Annotated in this window: 19 protein-coding genes and 1 other annotated feature (1 of these 20 only partly in view); of the genes, 18 read left to right on the forward strand and 1 reads right to left on the reverse strand. The window is 43.5% G+C overall.

What is annotated here, in order from left to right:
• Positions 1-10: 10 nt before the first annotated feature.
• Positions 11-967, forward strand: a complete 957-nt coding sequence (locus EJP82_RS11625; RefSeq protein ID WP_127192229.1) for an alpha/beta fold hydrolase — start codon at positions 11-13, stop codon at positions 965-967.
• Between the two features lie 65 nt (positions 968-1,032).
• Here EJP82_RS11625 and EJP82_RS11630 read toward each other — a convergent pair whose 3' ends face one another.
• A complete protein-coding gene (locus EJP82_RS11630; RefSeq protein ID WP_127192230.1) occupies positions 1,033-2,106 on the reverse strand; it encodes a M42 family metallopeptidase in 1,074 nt (357 codons plus the stop codon).
• 430 nt (positions 2,107-2,536) lie between these two features.
• On the opposite strand from EJP82_RS11630, the gene spoVAC reads away from it, so the two are divergent.
• The 17 genes from spoVAC (at position 2,537) to EJP82_RS11715 (ending at position 19,341) form a co-directional block, all read left to right on the forward strand.
• On the forward strand, positions 2,537-3,037 hold the full coding sequence (gene spoVAC, locus EJP82_RS11635) for a stage V sporulation protein AC (RefSeq protein ID WP_127192231.1): 501 nt from the start codon (positions 2,537-2,539) through the stop codon (positions 3,035-3,037).
• Between the two features lie 2 nt (positions 3,038-3,039).
• On the forward strand, positions 3,040-4,062 hold the full coding sequence (spoVAD, locus tag EJP82_RS11640; protein WP_127192232.1) for a stage V sporulation protein AD: 1,023 nt from the start codon (positions 3,040-3,042) through the stop codon (positions 4,060-4,062).
• Entirely contained in the window at positions 4,059-4,409 is a 351-nt protein-coding gene (spoVAE, locus tag EJP82_RS11645) for a stage V sporulation protein AE (RefSeq protein WP_127192233.1), read from the forward strand. Before spoVAD ends, spoVAE begins: the two co-directional genes overlap by 4 nt.
• 158 nt (positions 4,410-4,567) lie before the next feature.
• The gene (locus EJP82_RS11650; protein WP_127192234.1) at positions 4,568-5,524 is read left to right on the forward strand and encodes an AAA family ATPase; all 957 of its coding nucleotides are present in this window, start codon (positions 4,568-4,570) and stop codon (positions 5,522-5,524) included.
• A 2-nt stretch (positions 5,525-5,526) separates the two neighbouring features.
• Positions 5,527-6,792 (forward strand): DUF58 domain-containing protein, encoded by a 1,266-nt coding sequence (locus tag EJP82_RS11655; RefSeq protein ID WP_127192235.1) that lies wholly within the window; start codon positions 5,527-5,529, stop codon positions 6,790-6,792.
• Positions 6,785-9,058 (forward strand): transglutaminase TgpA family protein, encoded by a 2,274-nt coding sequence (locus EJP82_RS11660; protein WP_127192236.1) that lies wholly within the window; start codon positions 6,785-6,787, stop codon positions 9,056-9,058. Before EJP82_RS11655 ends, EJP82_RS11660 begins: the two co-directional genes overlap by 8 nt.
• A gap of 135 nt (positions 9,059-9,193) precedes the next feature.
• The gene (locus tag EJP82_RS11665; RefSeq protein ID WP_127192237.1) at positions 9,194-9,721 is read left to right on the forward strand and encodes a YqeG family HAD IIIA-type phosphatase; all 528 of its coding nucleotides are present in this window, start codon (positions 9,194-9,196) and stop codon (positions 9,719-9,721) included.
• Entirely contained in the window at positions 9,718-10,845 is a 1,128-nt protein-coding gene (gene yqeH, locus EJP82_RS11670; protein WP_127192238.1) for a ribosome biogenesis GTPase YqeH, read from the forward strand. Before EJP82_RS11665 ends, yqeH begins: the two co-directional genes overlap by 4 nt.
• A 48-nt stretch (positions 10,846-10,893) precedes the next feature.
• Positions 10,894-11,757 carry a shikimate dehydrogenase gene (aroE, locus tag EJP82_RS11675; RefSeq protein WP_127192239.1) on the forward strand — a complete coding sequence of 288 codons (864 nt, stop codon included), beginning with the start codon at positions 10,894-10,896 and terminating at the stop codon, positions 11,755-11,757.
• A gap of 48 nt (positions 11,758-11,805) precedes the next feature.
• A complete protein-coding gene (yhbY, locus tag EJP82_RS11680; RefSeq protein ID WP_127192240.1) occupies positions 11,806-12,096 on the forward strand; it encodes a ribosome assembly RNA-binding protein YhbY in 291 nt (96 codons plus the stop codon).
• Between the two features lie 21 nt (positions 12,097-12,117).
• Entirely contained in the window at positions 12,118-12,714 is a 597-nt protein-coding gene (locus EJP82_RS11685; protein ID WP_127192241.1) for a nicotinate-nucleotide adenylyltransferase, read from the forward strand.
• On the forward strand, positions 12,695-13,267 hold the full coding sequence (gene yqeK, locus EJP82_RS11690; protein ID WP_127192242.1) for a bis(5'-nucleosyl)-tetraphosphatase (symmetrical) YqeK: 573 nt from the start codon (positions 12,695-12,697) through the stop codon (positions 13,265-13,267). Before EJP82_RS11685 ends, yqeK begins: the two co-directional genes overlap by 20 nt.
• 509 nt (positions 13,268-13,776) lie before the next feature.
• The gene (rsfS, locus tag EJP82_RS11695; RefSeq protein WP_127192243.1) at positions 13,777-14,124 is read left to right on the forward strand and encodes a ribosome silencing factor; all 348 of its coding nucleotides are present in this window, start codon (positions 13,777-13,779) and stop codon (positions 14,122-14,124) included.
• A complete protein-coding gene (locus EJP82_RS11700) occupies positions 14,121-15,026 on the forward strand; it encodes a CvfB family protein (RefSeq protein WP_127192244.1) in 906 nt (301 codons plus the stop codon). Before rsfS ends, EJP82_RS11700 begins: the two co-directional genes overlap by 4 nt.
• A gap of 23 nt (positions 15,027-15,049) precedes the next feature.
• Positions 15,050-15,823: a class I SAM-dependent DNA methyltransferase gene (locus EJP82_RS11705; RefSeq protein WP_127192245.1), complete on the forward strand. Its 774-nt coding sequence runs from the start codon at positions 15,050-15,052 to the stop codon at positions 15,821-15,823.
• Between the two features lie 360 nt (positions 15,824-16,183).
• Complete coding sequence (gene rnjA / locus EJP82_RS11710; protein ID WP_127192246.1) at positions 16,184-17,887, forward strand: ribonuclease J1; 1,704 nt, start codon at positions 16,184-16,186, stop codon at positions 17,885-17,887.
• 170 nt (positions 17,888-18,057) lie between these two features.
• Positions 18,058-19,341: a glycosyltransferase family 39 protein gene (locus EJP82_RS11715; RefSeq protein WP_246054062.1), complete on the forward strand. Its 1,284-nt coding sequence runs from the start codon at positions 18,058-18,060 to the stop codon at positions 19,339-19,341.
• Between the two features lie 76 nt (positions 19,342-19,417).
• Positions 19,418-19,449: a binding site (T-box leader), on the forward strand; it runs 237 nt beyond the window's last position.

Raw genomic sequence — 19,449 nt, forward strand, 5'->3', positions numbered from 1 at the left:
GAGAAGAGCTATGCCAATTATCGATATGCCATTAGAACAATTGAGAACCTATCAAGGAACTAATCCACGCCCGGCGGATTTTGATGAGTATTGGGAACGGGCTCTCGCGGAGATGCGCGCAGTTGATCCGCAGGTAGAGCTTGTGCCTAGTAGCTTTCAAGCGCCAAATGCGGAATGCTTCGACTTGTATTTCACCGGTGTGAAGGGGGCGCGAATTCATGCGAAATATGTACGTCCCATGCATACGGAAGCCCCTCATCCGGCTGTGGTAATGTTTCACGGATATTCCGGTCATTCCGGCGATTGGGGCGAGAAGCTGGTCTACTCCTCGCTAGGCTTCTCTGTGCTTGCCATGGATTGCCGCGGTCAGGGAGGAAGCTCGGAGGATGTTGGTGGCGTGAAGGGAAATACCCATCACGGACATATTATCCGTGGTTTGGACAATCATCCGGATGAACTGCTATTCCGCCACATATTTTTGGATACGGCACAATTAGCCGGAATAGCGATGGAACTGCCTGAAGTCGATCCTGAGCGCGTTTATGCAGCGGGAGGATCTCAGGGAGGAGGACTTACAATAGCTTGTGCTGCGTTGGAGCCAAGGGTGAAGAAGTTGGCTCCGATCTACCCTTTTCTTAGCGATTACAAGCGCACATGGGACATGGACTTGGATCAGGAAGCTTATGGGGAGCTGCGTACATATTTCCGCTATTATGATATGTTGCATGAGCGTGAACATGAAGTGTTTCAGAAGCTCGGATATATTGATATACAGTTTCTGGCTGAACGGATCAAAGGAGAAGTTATAATGTCCGTTGGATTGATGGATACAATATGTGCGCCGTCAACGCAATTTGCAGCCTACAATAAAATGAATACGAAAAAGAAACTTGTTATTTATCCTGATTTCGGACATGAGTATTTGCCTGGGTCGTCGGATCGGACAATGCAATTTTTTCTAGAGTAAAGCTAAAAAGCTTGTAAAGTTGGATTCCCAGCTTTACAAGCTTTTTATTCTCTATTATCTTTCGTTTAGCTACGCTCCAATATCGTGTTCAGCGTAGTCCGATCCAATCCGCGAACGAGCTTGATCAGCAGTTCCTTAGCTGCGGCGTAATCGTCCGTATGGATAATGGAAGACGAGGTGTGAATATAGCGAGAGCAAATGCCGATGACTGCGGATGGAACACCGATTCCGCTTAAGTGAACTTGTCCAGCATCCGTTCCACCTGGAGAAACGAAATATTGATACTTGATTTTATGCGTGTCAGCTGTATCTTGAATGTACTCCACCAATCCCCGGTGTGTAAGCATGGTTGGATCATAAATCCGTAGCAATGCTCCCTCACCCAATTTACCGAAGACTTGTTTGTTTCCAGTCATATCATTTGCCGCGCTCGCATCCAGACCAAAGAAAATGTCAGGTTGAATAAGGTTTGCTGCAGTCCGTGCACCACGAAGTCCAAGTTCCTCCTGTACAGTTGCCCCGGAATACAGAATGTTAGGTAATTTCTCCTGATGCAGTGCCTCCATCAACTCAATAGCAAGTCCAACACCATAACGGTTATCCCATGCTTTGGCCATAATTTTCTTCGGGTTGACTAATGGTGTGAATTCACAGATGGGAACGATTTGTAACCCCGGTTTAATACCACAGCTTTCTGCTTCTTCTCTACTATCTGCACCGATATCAAGATACATGGTCTTAATATCTACAGGCTTATTACGCTGAGACTCATCAAGTAAATGAGTTGGAATCGAACCTACAACCCCAACAACGGGTCCTTGCTCTGTAATAACTTGCAGTCTTTGTGACAATACAGTCTGACTCCACCAGCCACCAAGTGGTTGGAAAGATATCATTCCGTTATCGCTAATTCCTGTTGTCATAAATCCCACTTCATCCATATGCCCAGCAACCATTACTTTGGGACCCTGTTCATCTCCCCGGAGCACACCAAATATACTGCCTAGCCGATCTTGTACGAATTCTTCAGTGTAAGCTGACAGCTTTTCTTTGACTGAAGCACGAAGCTCACGTTCAAAACCCGGAGCTGAAGGGAATTCTGTTAAATGTTTAAAAAGCGCTAATGTTTGTTCATTCATATGTTGTTCTCTCCTCTCAGTACATTATAGTATGTACCACCTTTTATGGATTGTCCATGAACCTTTATATGCGTAACGGACACGCACTGATGCACTACCTAGATACATATACTACAGCAAGTTTTAAGGTAAAATAGGGAGGCAAAGTATGATGGAACGATACTCGAAGGACTGGATTATGATCCTTCTTCTGTTTATTTTACTGGTTATTATTCTTCTATGTCTATAATGGTAAACGTATGAGAATTAGAGTTATCCAAACAGTGAGTTTCCTTTTCCATGAGAGGGAGTCACTGTTTTTTTATGCGTAGAGAGTTGTACTTGCGAGGTTTCTATATGGATGATTTACCAAACATAACAAACATGAAAATGACAAATAATGAATACACAGCATTCAGAAAAAACGTAATTTGAGCAGGGGGATGGTCATATGCCCAATAAATCGAAACCTGGGTCGCGGTTAAAAATGAATTCAGTGTTGCTGACGGATCAGGACTATAAGCAAATCGCCGATAAACATAGTCCCAAAAAAAATATCTGGGGTAATTGTTTAAAGGCTTTTCTAGTTGGCGGATTTATCTGTTTAATTGGACAATGTATTACGCAGTTATTCATGACGTTTGCGGGTATGTCGTCTAAGGAAGCTGGAAATCCAACGGTTGCTATCCTGATCATTATTTCTGTGATTCTGACCTCACTCGGTGTATACGATAAAATCTCTCAATGGGCAGGTGCTGGTTCAGCAGTACCGGTCACCGGATTTGCCAATTCAATGTGCTCTTCAGCATTAGAGTCGCGACCTGAAGGATTAGTGTTAGGTGTAGGGGCTAATATGTTTAAACTGGCTGGGTCTGTCATCGTATTTGGTGTTGTAGCCGCATTTGTTGTTGGTGTAATCCATGTGATATTTGGTTTAGGGGGGGCCCATTAAATATGCTAAAAGGGTCACAAACATGGGAGTTCCCCACGAAACCGATCATTATTGGGGCGGCAACTGTTGTTGGCCCAGATGAGAATGCGGGACCCTTATCCGGAGATTTTGATTTTAGCTACGATAATTTAGAAATCGATGAGAAGACCTGGGAATTAGCAGAACGTAAGCTATTGGAGCATGCTGCTGCACTAGCACTAGTTCATGGGGGGATTGCAAAAGAGGATTTACAGTGTTTTATTGGTGGCGATTTGATGAACCAGATCATAAGTGCGACCTTTGCTGCAAGGAGAATATCTGCGCCTTATCTGGGTGTGTTTGGCGCTTGTTCCACGTCTATGGAGAGCTTAGCTCTCGCTGCACTGCTCGTTGATTCAGGTAACGCAATAAATGTGCTTGCGGGTACGGCTAGTCATAACTGTACGGTAGAGAAGCAGTTTCGTTATCCGACAGAATATGGGTCGCAGAAGCCTCCAACGGCTCAATATACCGTGACGGGATCAGGATGCGCTGTTGTATCTTCGAAGGGTACTGGTCCACGGATTACCCATGCAACAATTGGAAGAATTCAGGATCTAGGAATTAAGGATCCATTTAATATGGGGGCCGCTATGGCACCGGCTGCTGCGGATACGATTATTTCCCATTTTCGCGACACGGGTCGGGGGCCGAAAGATTATGATCTGATTGTAACGGGAGATTTGGCTTCTGTTGGACATGCTATCGTAAAGGAGCTTTTGGACAAAGACGGTGTGTCCATGGAACAGACTGAATTTGGTGATTGTGGTTTGATGATTTACAGCCGAGAGAAGCAGCCGTTTGTTATAGCAGGTGGAAGTGGGTGCGGATGCTCTGCGGTAGTCACTTATGGCCATATCTTAAAAAAAATAAAACGCGGAGAACTAAATCGTGTGCTTATCATTGCAACAGGTGCTCTGTTATCTCCTTTGTCGTATCAGCAAGGGGAGAGCATTCCATGTATAGCGCACGCAGTGGCTCTAGAAAGTGAGGAGATCAGATTATGATTTTTGTATGGGCATTTGTAATTGGTGGTTTGATCTGTGTAGTGGGACAACTGATGTTTGACGTGCTGAAATTAACACCGGCACATACCATGAGTAGCCTAGTTGTGGCTGGAGCGGTACTTGATGCTTTGGGGTGGTATGATCCTTTAGTGAAATTTGCTGGAGCAGGAGCTACAGTGCCAATTACCAGCTTTGGTAACGCCTTAGTTCATGGAGCATTAACCGAGCTGGAAAGAGATGGTTGGGTAGGCGTAATTACGGGGATATTCGATGTCACCAGTGCGGGTATTTCCGCAGCGATCATTTTTTCATTTCTAGCAGCATTAGTCGTCCGACCAAAAGGATAAATACTTAAAAATCGTTACTTTTTATCATATTTAGTGGAGCGCTAAAGTATCTTTCACACTCTCAGATCATGTACAATAGGTTATAGGAAGAAATATACAGCATGAGTGAGTTATCATACACTGTATGGACATTTCTATGGTCTGGGGAGGAAAAATACATGCCCGTTAATGAACAATCTATTCGAACGTTAGCTGCTGTCAGATCCAATTTGGAATCTTGCATCTTGGGGAAATCATTTGAGATCAATCTTCTATTAACAGCGTTACTTGCAGGCGGTCATGTGTTGATTGAGGATGTACCGGGAACAGGAAAAACCCAACTTATTAAAGCGATGGCAAAATCAATGAGTGGTGATTATCGACGTATTCAATGTAATCCTGATATTCTACCCAGTGATATTACTGGGGTGTCTATCTTCCATCCTCATGAAGAACGTTTCGTATTTAGACCAGGCCCAGTGATGACGAATATTCTGCTTACGGATGAGATCAATCGTGCGACCACAAAAACTCAATCTGCGCTACTGGAAGTTATGGAGGAACGTTGTGTTACTGTGGATGGAATAACACATGAACTACCCCATCCCTTCATGCTTTGTGCTACTCAGAATCCGATCGATTTCGAAGGAACTTACATGCTACCGGAAGCACAACTAGACCGATTTATGATGAAATTAGGCATTGGATATCCTGATGAGGGAACCGAGAAGACCATGTTGCATTCGCACAGCCAGGGTCAACCTGTCGACCAGCTTCAACCGGTTACAACGATGGAGGAAATTACGGCGATTCAGTCGCAGATTCGTGAAGTGCATATGAATGAGTCTCTGGTCGATTATTTGTTGTTTATTGTTCGTCGTACGCGCGAACATGAAGCAGTACTATTGGGTGCAAGTCCACGTGCGTCTCTCGCCTTTATGATGGCGGTTAAAGCCTATGCGTTCTTACAAGAACGTGATTATGTATTACCGGATGACATCAAGACTTTAGCTCCATATGTGCTTGGGCATCGCATTTTATTGCGTCCTGACTCACGTATGGATAGCATGAATTCGGGCGTTGTCCTGCAGAAAATTTTACAGCAGGCAAACGTACCGGTGTCAGTAGGACGTTGATCATGCGAGCGGTGATGAGCTCGTTCAAATCAGGATTAACCTCCACTAAATTCTGGAAAGTGGCATCCGTATGGTTAATATGTTTGTTTTATTTATTATTTCAGGGCGGGAAAACATCGTTTATGTTATTTGCCATGGTATCGATCTTGGCTGCCTACTTGGTTATTGGTGGATTTAGCGGTGTTAAGCGTATTAAGGGAACTAGGACGCTATCGCTCGAAGGTGATCGTGGACATCTACAGGCCGGAGATCAAGTTCAGGTGAAACTAGTTCTTAACCTACCACAAATGATACCGCTTCCATATATTGTTGTTCGGGAGTTACTTCGGCGTCATAATGGTCAATCGTGGGCTTTCGAAGATAGCGTGATTCCCCTTAGTCAGGGAAAAGCTTCATTATCGTATCAGACTCCGCCGCTTGAGCGCGGTAAATACGTTTTTTCTTCCACGGAGTGTATATCTAGAGATATTTTTGGCCTAATGGAAAATAAGGGGGAATTTCAGACGGATGGGAAGTTTCATATTCTTCCCCGGACTGTTTTTATTCCTTATTGGCAGTTATACAGTAAGAATTCTCGACTGGCTGGACCAGAGATGGCAACATCGTTATCCCGCAGAGAAGCAACACAAATCAACGGTGTACGGGATTATGTTTATGGTGATCGAATTTCACGGATTCACTGGAACGCTACCGCTAAGACAGGAACGTGGAAATCGAAAGAATTTGAACATGAATCACTTCCAAAGACAATGCTGGTATTGGATGCACACGCTATGAATTATAAGCATTCAGAACAGTTCGAATTGGCGGTCTCTACGGTTACTTCTCTGCTCCAGTATGGGGCCAGGGAGCGGATCAGTATGGGGTTATGTACACTCGGGAAAAATTTTCGGAGTTTTGCCCCAGCCGAAAATTATTTGGAACGACAACAAATGATACACCATATGGTAGATATTCATAACGACGGATTTGGCAAACATAGAGAGAGATTAGAAGCAAACAAGCAATGCTTCCCCTCGGGATCATTCTTCATTCTAATCAGTCCGATGAAAGATGATCAAGCACTCAGTATTATGAACTGGGTGAAAGGTCGACAAATGATACCTTACCATATTCAGATTGGGGTTCCGGGTCATGCTACGGAGACTCGAAGTAGAACCGCTACTTTCCGAAGATCAGAACTCTTATCGGAACGAGGCGTAAAAGGAACTTATGTCTCCTCCCTTCAAGATCTTCCTGCTGCTATGGGAGGTAGGCGTCATGTATAAACAGGACGTATTAAGGAATGTCTTGTGGTACCGTGTTATTAGTATGCTGTGGCTGATGGTCATCGCGATGCAGTGGATTCAATATTCTGAGCCTATCTGGCTAGAGCAGACGTCAACCTTAGTTATTGTAACGTTGATTGTGATCTCTTTGATCGAGATACCGGTACCATTGAAACCTCCTTGGCGGTGGATAATCAAATCCATTGCATTAATTGCAGTTTGGCGTATTGTCCTGACTTACTATGACGTATATGTACCCCAAGGTCCCCTGTTTCCTGATCAGTTTCTGGGGATGGCGCAACAATTCACACCTTATATTTGGTTCTCTTTGTTTGCTTGGGCATTGTTCGAAATTTTGCTCCGCCTGCTCCATGATAGAGTACGAATTTTAATCTTTTTAGGATTTAATCTAGTTGCATTTGCGATATTGGATTCATTTACTTCTACTTATTTATGGGAAAATGTAGCTTGGACAGTATTTGCAGGTCTCGGGTGGTTATTAAGTCTCCATTTTGTCCAGTTTCAGCTTACATATCCGCAGGGCTGGAAACGGTTATTGGAATATCCTTTAGAGATGGTCATAAGCATTGTAATCATCTTTGCTTGTATTCAATTGATAGGTATTAGTATGCCAGTAGTGTCCCCGATACTAACCGATCCTTATACTGCTTGGATTAAAGCCGATAAGCGTTCTGGGGGGGAAGTAGGACTCGTAGCATCGAGTGATTCAACTGCGTTTAGTAATACAATAACGACTGAGGATACCGTATCTGGTTATAGTCGAGACGATGCTAAACTTGGGGATGGCTTTGAATTTAGTTATAACACGGTTATGACAGTAGATTCGCCGGTAAGGTCCTACTGGCGTGGTGAGACACGCCGGAATTACACGGGTAAAGGTTGGAGTGACCTCACAGTTGAGGCAAGAGATTTGGAACATTATGCTCCTGGAGGCATTCTAACAAATGGCTCATCTGGCAAGTTAGAAACACAAACAGTTGAACAGACTTTTACAATGCAAACGGATTATAAGTATCCTGTCATATTTGGTAGCTATGCTATTCAAAGTGTAGAGCTAATAGATGATAGCGAGGATACCAAGGATGTTGGGTATGAAGTAGTTAACCTCCCCGTAAATCTGTTCTGGGCAAATCGAGAGTCAGAGATACACTTGGACACAGAAATCAATGAAAACTCGTTAATAGGCTACCCTAAGAAATATAAAGTAGTCTCCCAAGTCCCGATTATTCCAATCGCGGAACTTCGAAGTGCTAGTTACGAATCACTTTACAGTAATTCGACTGAAAAGGACTACTTACAGATTCCTTCAGGTTTTCCGCAACGAGTAGTGGATCTAGCTGAGGAAATCACAGATGTCGCATCTACCCCGTATCTGAAGATGGAACTGCTTCAGGAGTATCTTCGTGAAAATTATGAGTATACAAACGAACCTGATGTATCTTTGAAAAAGAGTAAGGATTTCGTTGATGGGTTTCTGTTTGAAGTTAAGGAAGGCTATTGTGATTATTACTCTACCGCTATGGTTATGATGGCACGTTCGTTAGGCGTTCCTGCAAGATGGGTCAAGGGATATTCTTCGGGTAGCTTACCTGATTATGAACAAATGCAGCATCTTCCTTGGCAAATTCAGCAATCTATGGGTGGAGAGTACCGAGTAACGGATGCAAACGCTCATTCTTGGGCTGAACTGTATTTCGGAGAATACGGATGGATTCCTTTTGAAGCTACTTCTGGTTATAGCGCTTCGATTCTTACTACGAAGGATGACAGTGAGGAGACGCTTGCTGAGGTCCTGCTAGAAGAGGCCGGCAAAAATAAACAGAAGTCAGGTTTTCTCTCTTACCTTGGTCCCGGTATCCAAAAAGCGATCATCGCTGTAGTGGCGGCAGGTATATTATTGTTAGGAATTTATCGATTCCACGCTGCATTATACTTTGGTTTTCTGCGGTTACGAATGGGTCGTTCATTAACATGGGGAGACAAAATTATCTTTGAAACACAGCGCATCATGAAGAAATTGCGAGGAAGAGGTTGGTCACGGGCCGATCATGAAACCATGAGGGAATCATTCCAACGTTGGACATTAGAACAGCCACAGTTAAGTGAACCTTTGAATCTTCTGCTCCTGCGGTTTGAGAAAGCAAACTATAGTCCAGATGCTGTAACACTTGAAGAATGGCGATCTGTGCAAAATCTGACACGGCAGATTCTAAAGGGATCAAGTAATGCCGTTCGTAGAACATAATCTGCTCCTCAAATTTAATTTAAATTGGAAACGTTCCTGTATGCCTTGCGCTCAGGACGTTTTCTTTTATAAAATAAGAGGAAGTTGGGGATAGATTATGGTATAGTTTGTCGTATGAAACCGAGGTGAACGTATTTGTTTGAGAGATTTATGCCAAAGTTACGCGTGGATAGCGTGTTCGATATTGACTTGGATGATCTTTATGCCAAGGGTTATCGGGGCATCATTACGGATTTGGATAATACCCTGGTTGGAGCTAAAGCCCCATTGGCCACACCTGAACTTATGGAATGGTTACAAAAGGTGAAGGAATCTGGGTTTAAACTTGTCATTGTGTCAAACAATAATATGGATAGGGTATCGATATTTTCCAACCCTTTAAATATCGAATTCGTGCATTCCGCAAGAAAACCATCAAGTTCACCTTTTCGCAGAGCGATGGGATTGATGGGTTTGAGTTCCGACGAAACGATTGTAGTTGGCGATCAAATGATGACTGACGTATATGGAGGCAATCGTCTCGGATTATTTACTGTACTGGTGCTTCCGATTGCGATCGGCGAAGAAGGATGGGGAACTCGTATTAACCGTCAGTTGGAGCGAATTGTGAAACGGAGACTCGGTAAGCATGGAAAATGGCTGGAGGAGGAAAAGAACAAATGACAGAAGAACAGAGCGCAAAGGGCGCTCTAAGCTGTAGTGGCTGTGGCATCCAATTGCAGAGCGAGCAGCAAGACAAACCAGGATATACCCCTGTACAAGCGTTAGAGAAGGACCCCGTTATATGTCAACGATGCTTTCGTATCAAGAATTATAATGAATCCTCTTCAGTAACAGTGGAGCAGGATGAATTTTTGCGACTACTAAGCCAGATAGGTGAACGTCAAGCGCTCGTCATTCACATTGTCGATATTTTTGACCTTCAAGGTAGCGTTATTTCTGGACTAAAGCGGTTCGTGGGTAACAACCCGGTGTTGCTAGCGGTCAATAAGACCGATCTGTTGCCTAAGGTAACGAATTGGAACAAGGTTAAGAACTGGGTACAAAAAGAAGTGAAGGAACTGGGCCTAAAAGTAGAGGATATCATCCTTTGCAGTGCGAAACAGAGCAGTGGCTTCGATCGACTTCTGGATGCTGTGGCAACCCATCGTGATAATCGTGATGTATATGTGGTTGGTGCAACCAATGTCGGCAAATCGACACTAATTAACCGACTCATTCACGATTATAGTGACCTAGACCAAGAGCTTACGGTTTCTCGTTATCCTGGAACAACGTTGGATATGGTGCATATTCCGCTTGATGACGGTGGGTCCATCATTGACACACCAGGGATTATGTATGCTTCACGTTACAGTGAGCTGGTGAGTCCAGAGGATTTGAGTATCATTATGCCGGACAAACCACTTAAACCCGTAGTATATCAATTGAATGAAGGACAAAGCATCTTCTTTGGTGGATTTGGTCGTTTTGATTTCATTAAAGGTGATCGTCAATCCTTCACTTGTTTTGTCAGCGGACGTATTCCGTTTCATCGGACGAAGCTGGAGAGAGCAGATGAACTATTTGCAACTCATGCTGGGGAAATGCTGGCTCCGCCAAGTAGAGAGAATTTGACTAAACTTCCTGAGTGGACCCGTCATGAATTTCGGATTGCCAAAGGAAGTCGATCTGATGTTTTTATCTCTGGACTCGGTTGGATTAAGATCAATGGAGATACCGGAGCTGTTGTAGCTGTACACGTTCCGAAAGGACTAAAAGTGATGGTGCGTCCTTCTTTGATATAGAATACTTGGGTAATTCGCTGTTTACCAAGAGAGCTAGGGGGAGAAACTATGGGTGAAAACGGAATGGGACAAGGCGGACTACCGCTGTTACTGGGTGTAATGGGTGACCCCATTATTCATTCAAAGTCTCCCGCGATACATGGGGCTGCGCTTGCAGCCTGCGGAATAGATGGTAAATATGTGCCTCTACATGTGAAAGCCAATCAGCTGGAGGAGGCCATCAAAGGGATCAGGGCACTTGGATTTCGTGGTGTCAATGTGACTGTTCCACATAAAGTGGAAGTGATGAAGTATTTGGATCACTTGGATGACGGGGCTCGATATATTGGCGCGGTCAATACAATCGTGAACGATGAGGGTCGGTTGATTGGATACAATACAGATGGAATCGGATATATCCGGTCCCTACAAGAGGAAGTTGTTCCTGATTTATCAGGGAAATCGGTATTAGTATTAGGATCTGGTGGAGCAGCACGCGGAATTATTTATGCGTTGCTCCTGCAGAAGCCAAGAAGCGTAGTTGTTGCAAACCGCACGGAACAGAAAGCTAAAGAGCTGGCTACCGATTTATCTCATCTTGGTAACATTGCTGGTTGCGGTATGGATCGCGTTAAGGAATATATTCAAGGTATTGATGTTGTAATCAATACGACTTCTGTCGGCATGTTCCCGAATATCGAGGAGATGCCGATAGATCCTGATCTAATACCTAATGGAATTATTGTCAGTGATCTTATCTACAATCCATTAAAGACTGAATTGCTACGTCATGCTGAATTAAAAGGCTGTCAAATCCATAACGGTCTAGGTATGTTCTTATATCAAGGTGCCTATGCATTCGAGTATTGGACCGGATGTTCCGCTCCGATCGACTTCATGCGTAAGGCAGTTATGGATAGTTTGCATAAATAATAAAGAATGTGAAATTCTATTTTGCTAGTTAAGGAGTTTTGAAAGAACATGTTAAGTGGAAAACAAAAACGTTATTTACGGAGTTTGGCACACGGACTTCAGCCTGTATTTCAAGTAGGCAAGGGAGGAACGAATGAACAAATCATCCGGCATATTTCGGAAGCCATCGAAAAGCGGGAATTGATAAAGATTTCGATTCTGAACAACAATATGGATAACCCTCAAGAAATTGCTGAGGAATTAGCGGCTGGAGCAAATGCTGAGCTTGTACAACTCATTGGCAAAACGATCATTCTTTATAAGGAATCGCGCGATCACAAACAAATCGAGCTACCTTAAGCTGAAGTGGGAGGACGGAATATGAAGAGAGTCGGAATTCTTGGAGGCGCCTTCGATCCGATTCACCTAGGTCATCTGCTGGCTGCAGAAGCGGCCCTAGAACAATATCGACTAGAAGAGGTATGGTTCATGCCTTCTCATATACCTCCACATAAGCATCAAGCAGGTGTGAGCGGAGAGCAAAGGCTGGAGATGGTGAGAGCAGCTACCCAGAACCATCCGGCTTTCAAACCAATCGATATTGAACTGCGATTAGGTGGGGTCTCCTACACCATTGATACGATAAGGGAAATCAGGAAACTACATCCTGAGTTGGAGCTCTATTTCATCATCGGTGCGGATATGGTAAACTATCTCCCTAAATGGGAAGGTATCGAGGAACTGACACAAATGCTTAAGTTTATCGGCTTACAGCGACCCGGTAGCTTTCTAGAGTTGGATACGTTACCGTCCTTCATCCAAGAATCAGTATCTTTAGCGGAAATGCCGCTGGTCGATATTTCGTCAAGCTTAATCAGAAGTCGCCTGGCTGCCGGTAGGTCAGTACGTTACATGGTGCCTGAACAGGTGTATGAATATATGACGAGGAGCGGATTGTATGGAATACACTCGGGATGAGCTAATCGCAGCCGTATCAAGTGGAATGCCTGCTAAACGCTGGAAGCATACTGAGGGCGTTATGGAAACCTCGGTCCTTTTGTGTGAAAGGTTCGGTGCTGATCCACAAAAGGGCGATTTGGCAGCATTGTTACATGATTTGGCCAAATATTGGCCCATCGGGGAACAGGTAGCCGTAGTGCGGGATAACAACCTTAATACTGATTTACTCCAGCACGATAAACAGTTACTGCATGCTGAAGTTGCTGCTTTTGTATCGCGGCGGGATTATGGGGTGGAAGACCCTGAAGTATTGGATGCCATTCGTTACCATACCTCGGGCCGAATTGGTATGACCTTACTTGACAAAATCGTCTGTTTGGCTGATTATATCGAACCGGGGCGGGACTTCCCAGGTGTAGATAAGATCCGCGATTTGGCTGAGCACAGTCTTGATGAGGCGTTGATCGCTGGATTTGATTCTACGATCTCCTTCTTGATCGAGAAGCGCAAAGTCATCTTCCCACTCACAATGCTCGCTCGGAATGACTTAATTCAAGGTCTTAAGCGATAGCACTCCCATATAGTAGCAGGGAATCATCCATGTAATCTACTGAATAGCTGTTATAGTTAGGAGTAGCAGGAAATTCTCCATGTAATATACCGCATAACTGTAATAGGTATGAGTAACAGGAAATTCTCCCACTAAATTTGGCATAACGAGCTATTATGGCGAAATTTTGCTGGATTAACTGGAATTTTTCCAGTTAATTAGGATGTAAGAGTCATATCGTTTATAATAGCGGGAGCTTTTCCCGCTAATGTTTTTGTTTCTACCCAAGTGTTATTTTGGGCAGAATAAGTTTATTATTTACAAGCTCTAATCTTGTGATGTTAGGGGCACGAGGTGTGATTCGGAACTGAAGAAGCGAAGCGTTCGCCTTTGCCATGTGATTATAACCCTTTAGGGTGTTATATAATCAAGATAATCACAGGGCAACAGCGATCGTAAGTCTGAATCATTCCGACTGCCCTTGCTCTTCATAACAATTTTATGAGCGATATCCCTAGGAGGTTGATTAAATGACAGTATCACCAGAACAATTGTTAAATATAGCGATACAATCAGCAGAAGATAAGAAAGCGATGAACATCGTAGCACTCGATTTACAAGGAATTTCATTGATCGCAGATTATTTCGTTGTTTGTCACGGGAATTCAGATACACAAGTTCAAGCGATTGCCACTGAAATCCGGAAGAGAGTCCATGAATCTGGATCCGTAATTCGTGGGATCGAAGGAATGGATTCTGCACGTTGGGTCCTGATGGATTTAGGAGATGTTGTTGTGCATATATTCCATCGTGATGAGCGTGAGTTCTACAATATCGAACGGTTGTGGTCTGACGCCAAAGTTGTGAACAACGTATGAGTCTAATCGCGGGAACCATGGTGTCCCTGCCGATTGACAGGGAAGTATCACCTTATGGCTATTTTTTAAGTGGGGGAACACAGGATGTTCTACTCCATTATTCTGAGGTCACTCATCCAGTGAAACCAGGTCAAACTGTTGAAGTGTTCTTGTATCACGATACAGAAGGTCGACTGGGGGCTACGATGAAGAAGCCTTATTTGACACTGGGTGAGCTTGCTCTCCTAGAAGTCGCTGATATCCATCCGCGACTAGGGTGTTTTCTAGAAATGGGACTCGGTCGACAACTCTTATTGCCGATCCGGGAACTTCCAGAACTTCCTGAACTCCACCCGCAGATTGGTGATCATGTCTATGTAATTATGGACCATGACAAACAAGGACGTCTAAAGGCTAAATTAGCTGGAGAATATGAGTTGTCGCCGCTTACGTTCCATGTTCCTACGACCTGGAATAATCAGTGGTTAGAAGCTACGGTGTACAAGCCATTACAGATGGGGACCTTCGTTATCGTAGATGGTGGTGTCCTTGGGTTTGGTGTCATCGGAATGATTCATTCCTCTGAACGGAGCCGCTTGTTACGACTGGGTGAACGGGTTAAAGTTCGTGTGTCCCACATCCGTGAGGACGGACGAGTAAATCTATCTATGATGCCTCGTAAGGAAGTTGGACGAGATGAAGATTCTGAACGGATCTTGGCCTATTTAGAAGAACGTCCTGGTGGAGGAATGCCTTTCTCCGATGTAACACCTCCTGACCTGATCAAACAGCGTTTTGGCATTAGTAAATCGGCGTTCAAGCGTGCGATCGGTAAGCTGATGAAGGAAGGTAAGGTTACGCAGAAGGAGAGCTGGACCTATCTTGTGAAACCCGAGAATGAGGAGAGCGAAAGCGGAGAATAAGCTCCAGAAAGTGATGTGACAGCATGGCTTCATATCGTAAATTTGCCTATGTATACGACGAACTGATGGAGGATATGCCTTATCCGGATTGGGTTCGTTTTGCACAGACGGCATGGGAACGGCATGGTGTACCGAAAACCGTTGTGGAGCTTGGTTGTGGCACGGGAAGTATTACGATCCCACTTGTGAACTCTGGCTTTGAAGTGACGGGAATTGATATATCAGCAGACATGCTGTCGGTTGCTCGCCGCAAAATGGATAGTACAACGCAGGGAACTCGTTTATACCGTGAGGGTAGCGTCCGCTGGGTACAGCAGGATATGACGGAATGGGAGTCTACAGAGCCTGTTGATTCTGTTATTTCATTCTGTGATTGTATAAACTACCTACTTGAAGAAGAGGATGTTGTTCGTACATTTGCGCGTACCTACGATGGTCTGAAGCAAGATGGCACTTTTCTATTCGATGTACATCATCCGAATACGTTGATCCGGTATGAGGAGGAACAGCCCTTTATTTGGGATGAGCGTTCTGTATCTTATATTTGGACTTGTGAACGGGACGATACAAGGAATGAAATAGAGCATCATTTGACGATATTTGCACGCGAAGAGGAAAACGGGGTAGATATGTACCGGCGGTTTGAAGAGACACATATTCAGCGAGCGTATGATCCGCAGTGGATCAAAAGTGAGCTATTAAAATGTGGATTCCGCGAGGTGAGCTGTTATGCTGACTTCGAATGGACCCCGGCAACAGATGATGCTACTAGATTGTTTTTTGTGGCCGTGAAATAATTATGGTATTATGACAAATAAATGGGGACCAACTACAGTTGGTTTGCCATTTTTTTTTGTTTATTGCACTTATTTCAGTGGATTATGACTTGTATTTGGCGCTTATTGGGACCTAAATTAAAAATAAATAGTTATTGTGTATATAATTCAGTATAATTGAATGTAAGAGATGTTCTGCGGATGAGATTGTTTATATTGATCCATTAATAAAGGGTCATAACTATAGCGTAAGTTTGCGAACGAATTGTAATTGAGTGAATTAACAACATATAAGTTACGGAACGAAGACTAAGAACATATCGAATTAATTACGACCCATTGGGGTCTATCTATATTTTGCCAGAGAGGATTAATCACATAATGAATGAAATAGCTACTACACCTGTAAGAACACGTCGCTCCAAATCATCCCCACCACCCGTCCGAATTTTTTCACTAGGCGGCATTGGTGAAATCGGTAAGAACATGTACGGTATCGAGTTTAAGAATGAGATCATACTCATTGATGCAGGGCTAAAGTTCCCAGATTCTCGTCTATCAGGGATAGACTATATTATTCCGGATATAACTTATTTGGTTAATAATAGTCACAAAATTAAAGGCTTATTTCTAACACATGGACATGAGGATCACATTGGTGCGATTCCATTCCTGCTTCGTCAACTGCAAATTCCGATCTATGGTGGTGCGCTTACCATTGGTTTGGTGAAGGCGAAATTGGAAGAATATCGTCTACGTGGGCAAACTGAGCTTCACGTTTTCCAAGAGAACGATCGGTATACTTTCCAACATTTAAGCGTGCACTTTTTCCGGACAACCCACAGTATTCCCGACGCATTCGGTATAGTTGTGGAAACTCCATACGGATCTGTCGTTCATACGGGTGACTTCAAATTTGACTTCACACCTGAAGATAGACTGGCCGACCTACCCAAGATGGCAAGTGTTGGCGGAGGAGGAGTCTTGGCTTTACTAGCAGATAGTACGAATAGTGAGAAGGAGGGTTTCACGCCTTCGGAACGAAAAGTAGGAGATGCTATTTTAGACTCTTTCCAGAAGTGTGAAGGACGGATTCTATTTGCGACTTTCGCCTCTAACGTTCACAGACTTCAACAGGTTGTAGAGGCAGCGATCTTATGTAACCGAACAATTGCCGTTCTCGGACGGAGTATGGAAAAGGTATTCACAATCGCTCAGGAGCTTGGCTATATCCGTATTCCTGACGGGATGATGATCGACATCAAACAAATTGATCGTTTTGAAGATCAGCAGATTCTAATCGTATGTACTGGTAGTCAAGGTGAGCCTAATGCGGCGCTCAGCCGAATTGCTTCAGGTTCCCATAGAACCGTGCAAATATATCCAGGTGATTCCGTTATCTTCTCCTCTTCACCGATTCCTGGAAATACGCAGAATATTAACCGAAGTATCGATTTATTAATGCGGGCAGGAGCCAATGTGATTTATGGAAATAGCGTAGGTATTCATACCTCGGGTCACGGATGTCGCGAAGATTTGAAGCTAATGTTAAGTTTTATACGCCCTAAATATTTCATTCCTATTCATGGGGAATATCGTATGCTACTTAGTCATCGAAACTTGGCTATCCAGACGGGGATCCCAGAAGAACGCGTATTCATAATGGATATTGGTGATACACTTTCGGTGTATCGTAACCGCGCTAAACGTGGGAGAACTATTCCAGCGGGAGAAGTATTTATCAGCAATGGTGAGATGAGAACCTTTGAGGATGCTTTGCTAGAAGAACGGGGAGAATTGGCCCAAGAGGGAATCGTTATTGTGGTCATGACTGTGGACAAAACAACGCAACAAATTCTATCAGGCCCTGATATTGTGACTAGAGGTTTTGTATATATGCAAGATGCCCGCCCATTATTGAGACGTGCTGAAATGATGTTGAAGCGGAATCTCAATAAACTGAGAGAGCGGCAAGAGTATGATCACGCCGCCTGGACTCGGACCACTTATAAAGTGCTTCGGAGACATTTCACGAAGGAAGTTGGCAGAACGCCTCATATCATGCCTTCAATATTGGAAGTTTAAGTTTCTTGAATTGAATGATATAAAGTTTAGAACAAAGAAGGTCGCCTAATCTTAGGCGGCCTTCTTTGTTCTAGTGATAAAAATTGGAGATATATGTTGAAACTTACGATATACTATAGGTAAATATAACCAATTACACCTAATCGTTCTTGGAGGTTGTTCAATTGACAATGGATATTACGGGAAAGCCCAATGTAATGAAACGAATCATGGTTACTGTATTTCGGGATACTAGGCCGGTTATCTTAATGTCTTTATTGCTAGTGTTTATACTAGCCGTTTATCTGAGAATGGACTTCCTTAATTCTGTCGAGCATAATCTATCTCATGATTCTAAGGGATATGATGTGATGGTCAGACAATGGATTGAGGATGGTGTGTATGCGTACAAAGATACTGAGCCGAATGCAAAAGTAACACCAGGATATCCAGCATTCATGGCTATCGTTTATAAAATGGTGGATTACACCAAACATGATCCGTTTTATATGATTCGGTTGATTCAAGTGTTTCTTAGTATGTTCACTTTATATCTAATCTACCGCCTAGCCAGAAGGCTGGGAGGGGCTGGAGTTGGGCTGGGCGCTGCCGCTATTGGTGCTGTATATCCATCATTCATATGGAGTAATGGAGCCGTTCTTACTGAGGTTTTATGTACTTTTTTCTTAACGTTGTATATCTATGTTCAATTGATTTCTTTGGAGCAGAAAAAGATGTCTTTTGCGCTATTAAGCGGTGCTTTACTGGGACTAACTGTGCTTGTTCGATCTGAATTTCTACCGATCCTACTGGTGAGCCATGGCGTGGGATATTTGTGGCAGAGGAACTTTATGAAGATCCTGAAGTTATTACTCATTTCAGTAGTGGGCACAGCTATTATTCTATCCCCATGGGTTATCCGAAATATGATTACTTTGAACAAGGTGATTATTGCCTCAACTCAAGTGAATCCTTTTGCTGCTGGAACGTACCCTTATAAGAATTATGCTGACAGAATGGTTGAGACGAAGGGTAAAACTCAGATGGAAGTTGCCAAGGAACGGATACGCGTTGGTTTTACAGAGCATACTTTGAAATATGTTACATGGTATACGGTGGGGAAATTAGCTTACATATATGGGAAAATGTTTTCGGGAAGCGGTCATACTCCTTTTTATACGGTCATTCCAATTCTTCCGCAGAACATTCTTCATTGGGGATTGATCGGGTTGTTCCCATTAAGTTTCGTTCGAGGGATTCGCCTATGGAAAAGTCCAGGATTTCTACTAGTTACGATCGTGGTAGCTATGTCCACGCTGCGTTTGTTGTTTGTACCAGAAACGAGATATAATTTCACAGTCATGCCCATGATTATTATACTAGACTGTGTTACGGTTGCTGCAATGATTCAATGGTACTCCGAGAGAAGATTAAATAAGAATATAAATCTAGGTAGATCCGGTGCAACAGGTTAGAGTAAGAACGGGTTTCGACTAGGGTGTATTGACTTTTCGACTATTTTAGATATAATGGTGGGTGAATAAATCGAAATAATTTGCGATGACAAGGAGTAGTAGTTTCGT

It is taken from the genome of Paenibacillus anaericanus, from assembly GCF_003994475.1.
Classification (GTDB): Bacteria; Bacillota; Bacilli; order Paenibacillales; family Paenibacillaceae; genus Fontibacillus; species Fontibacillus anaericanus.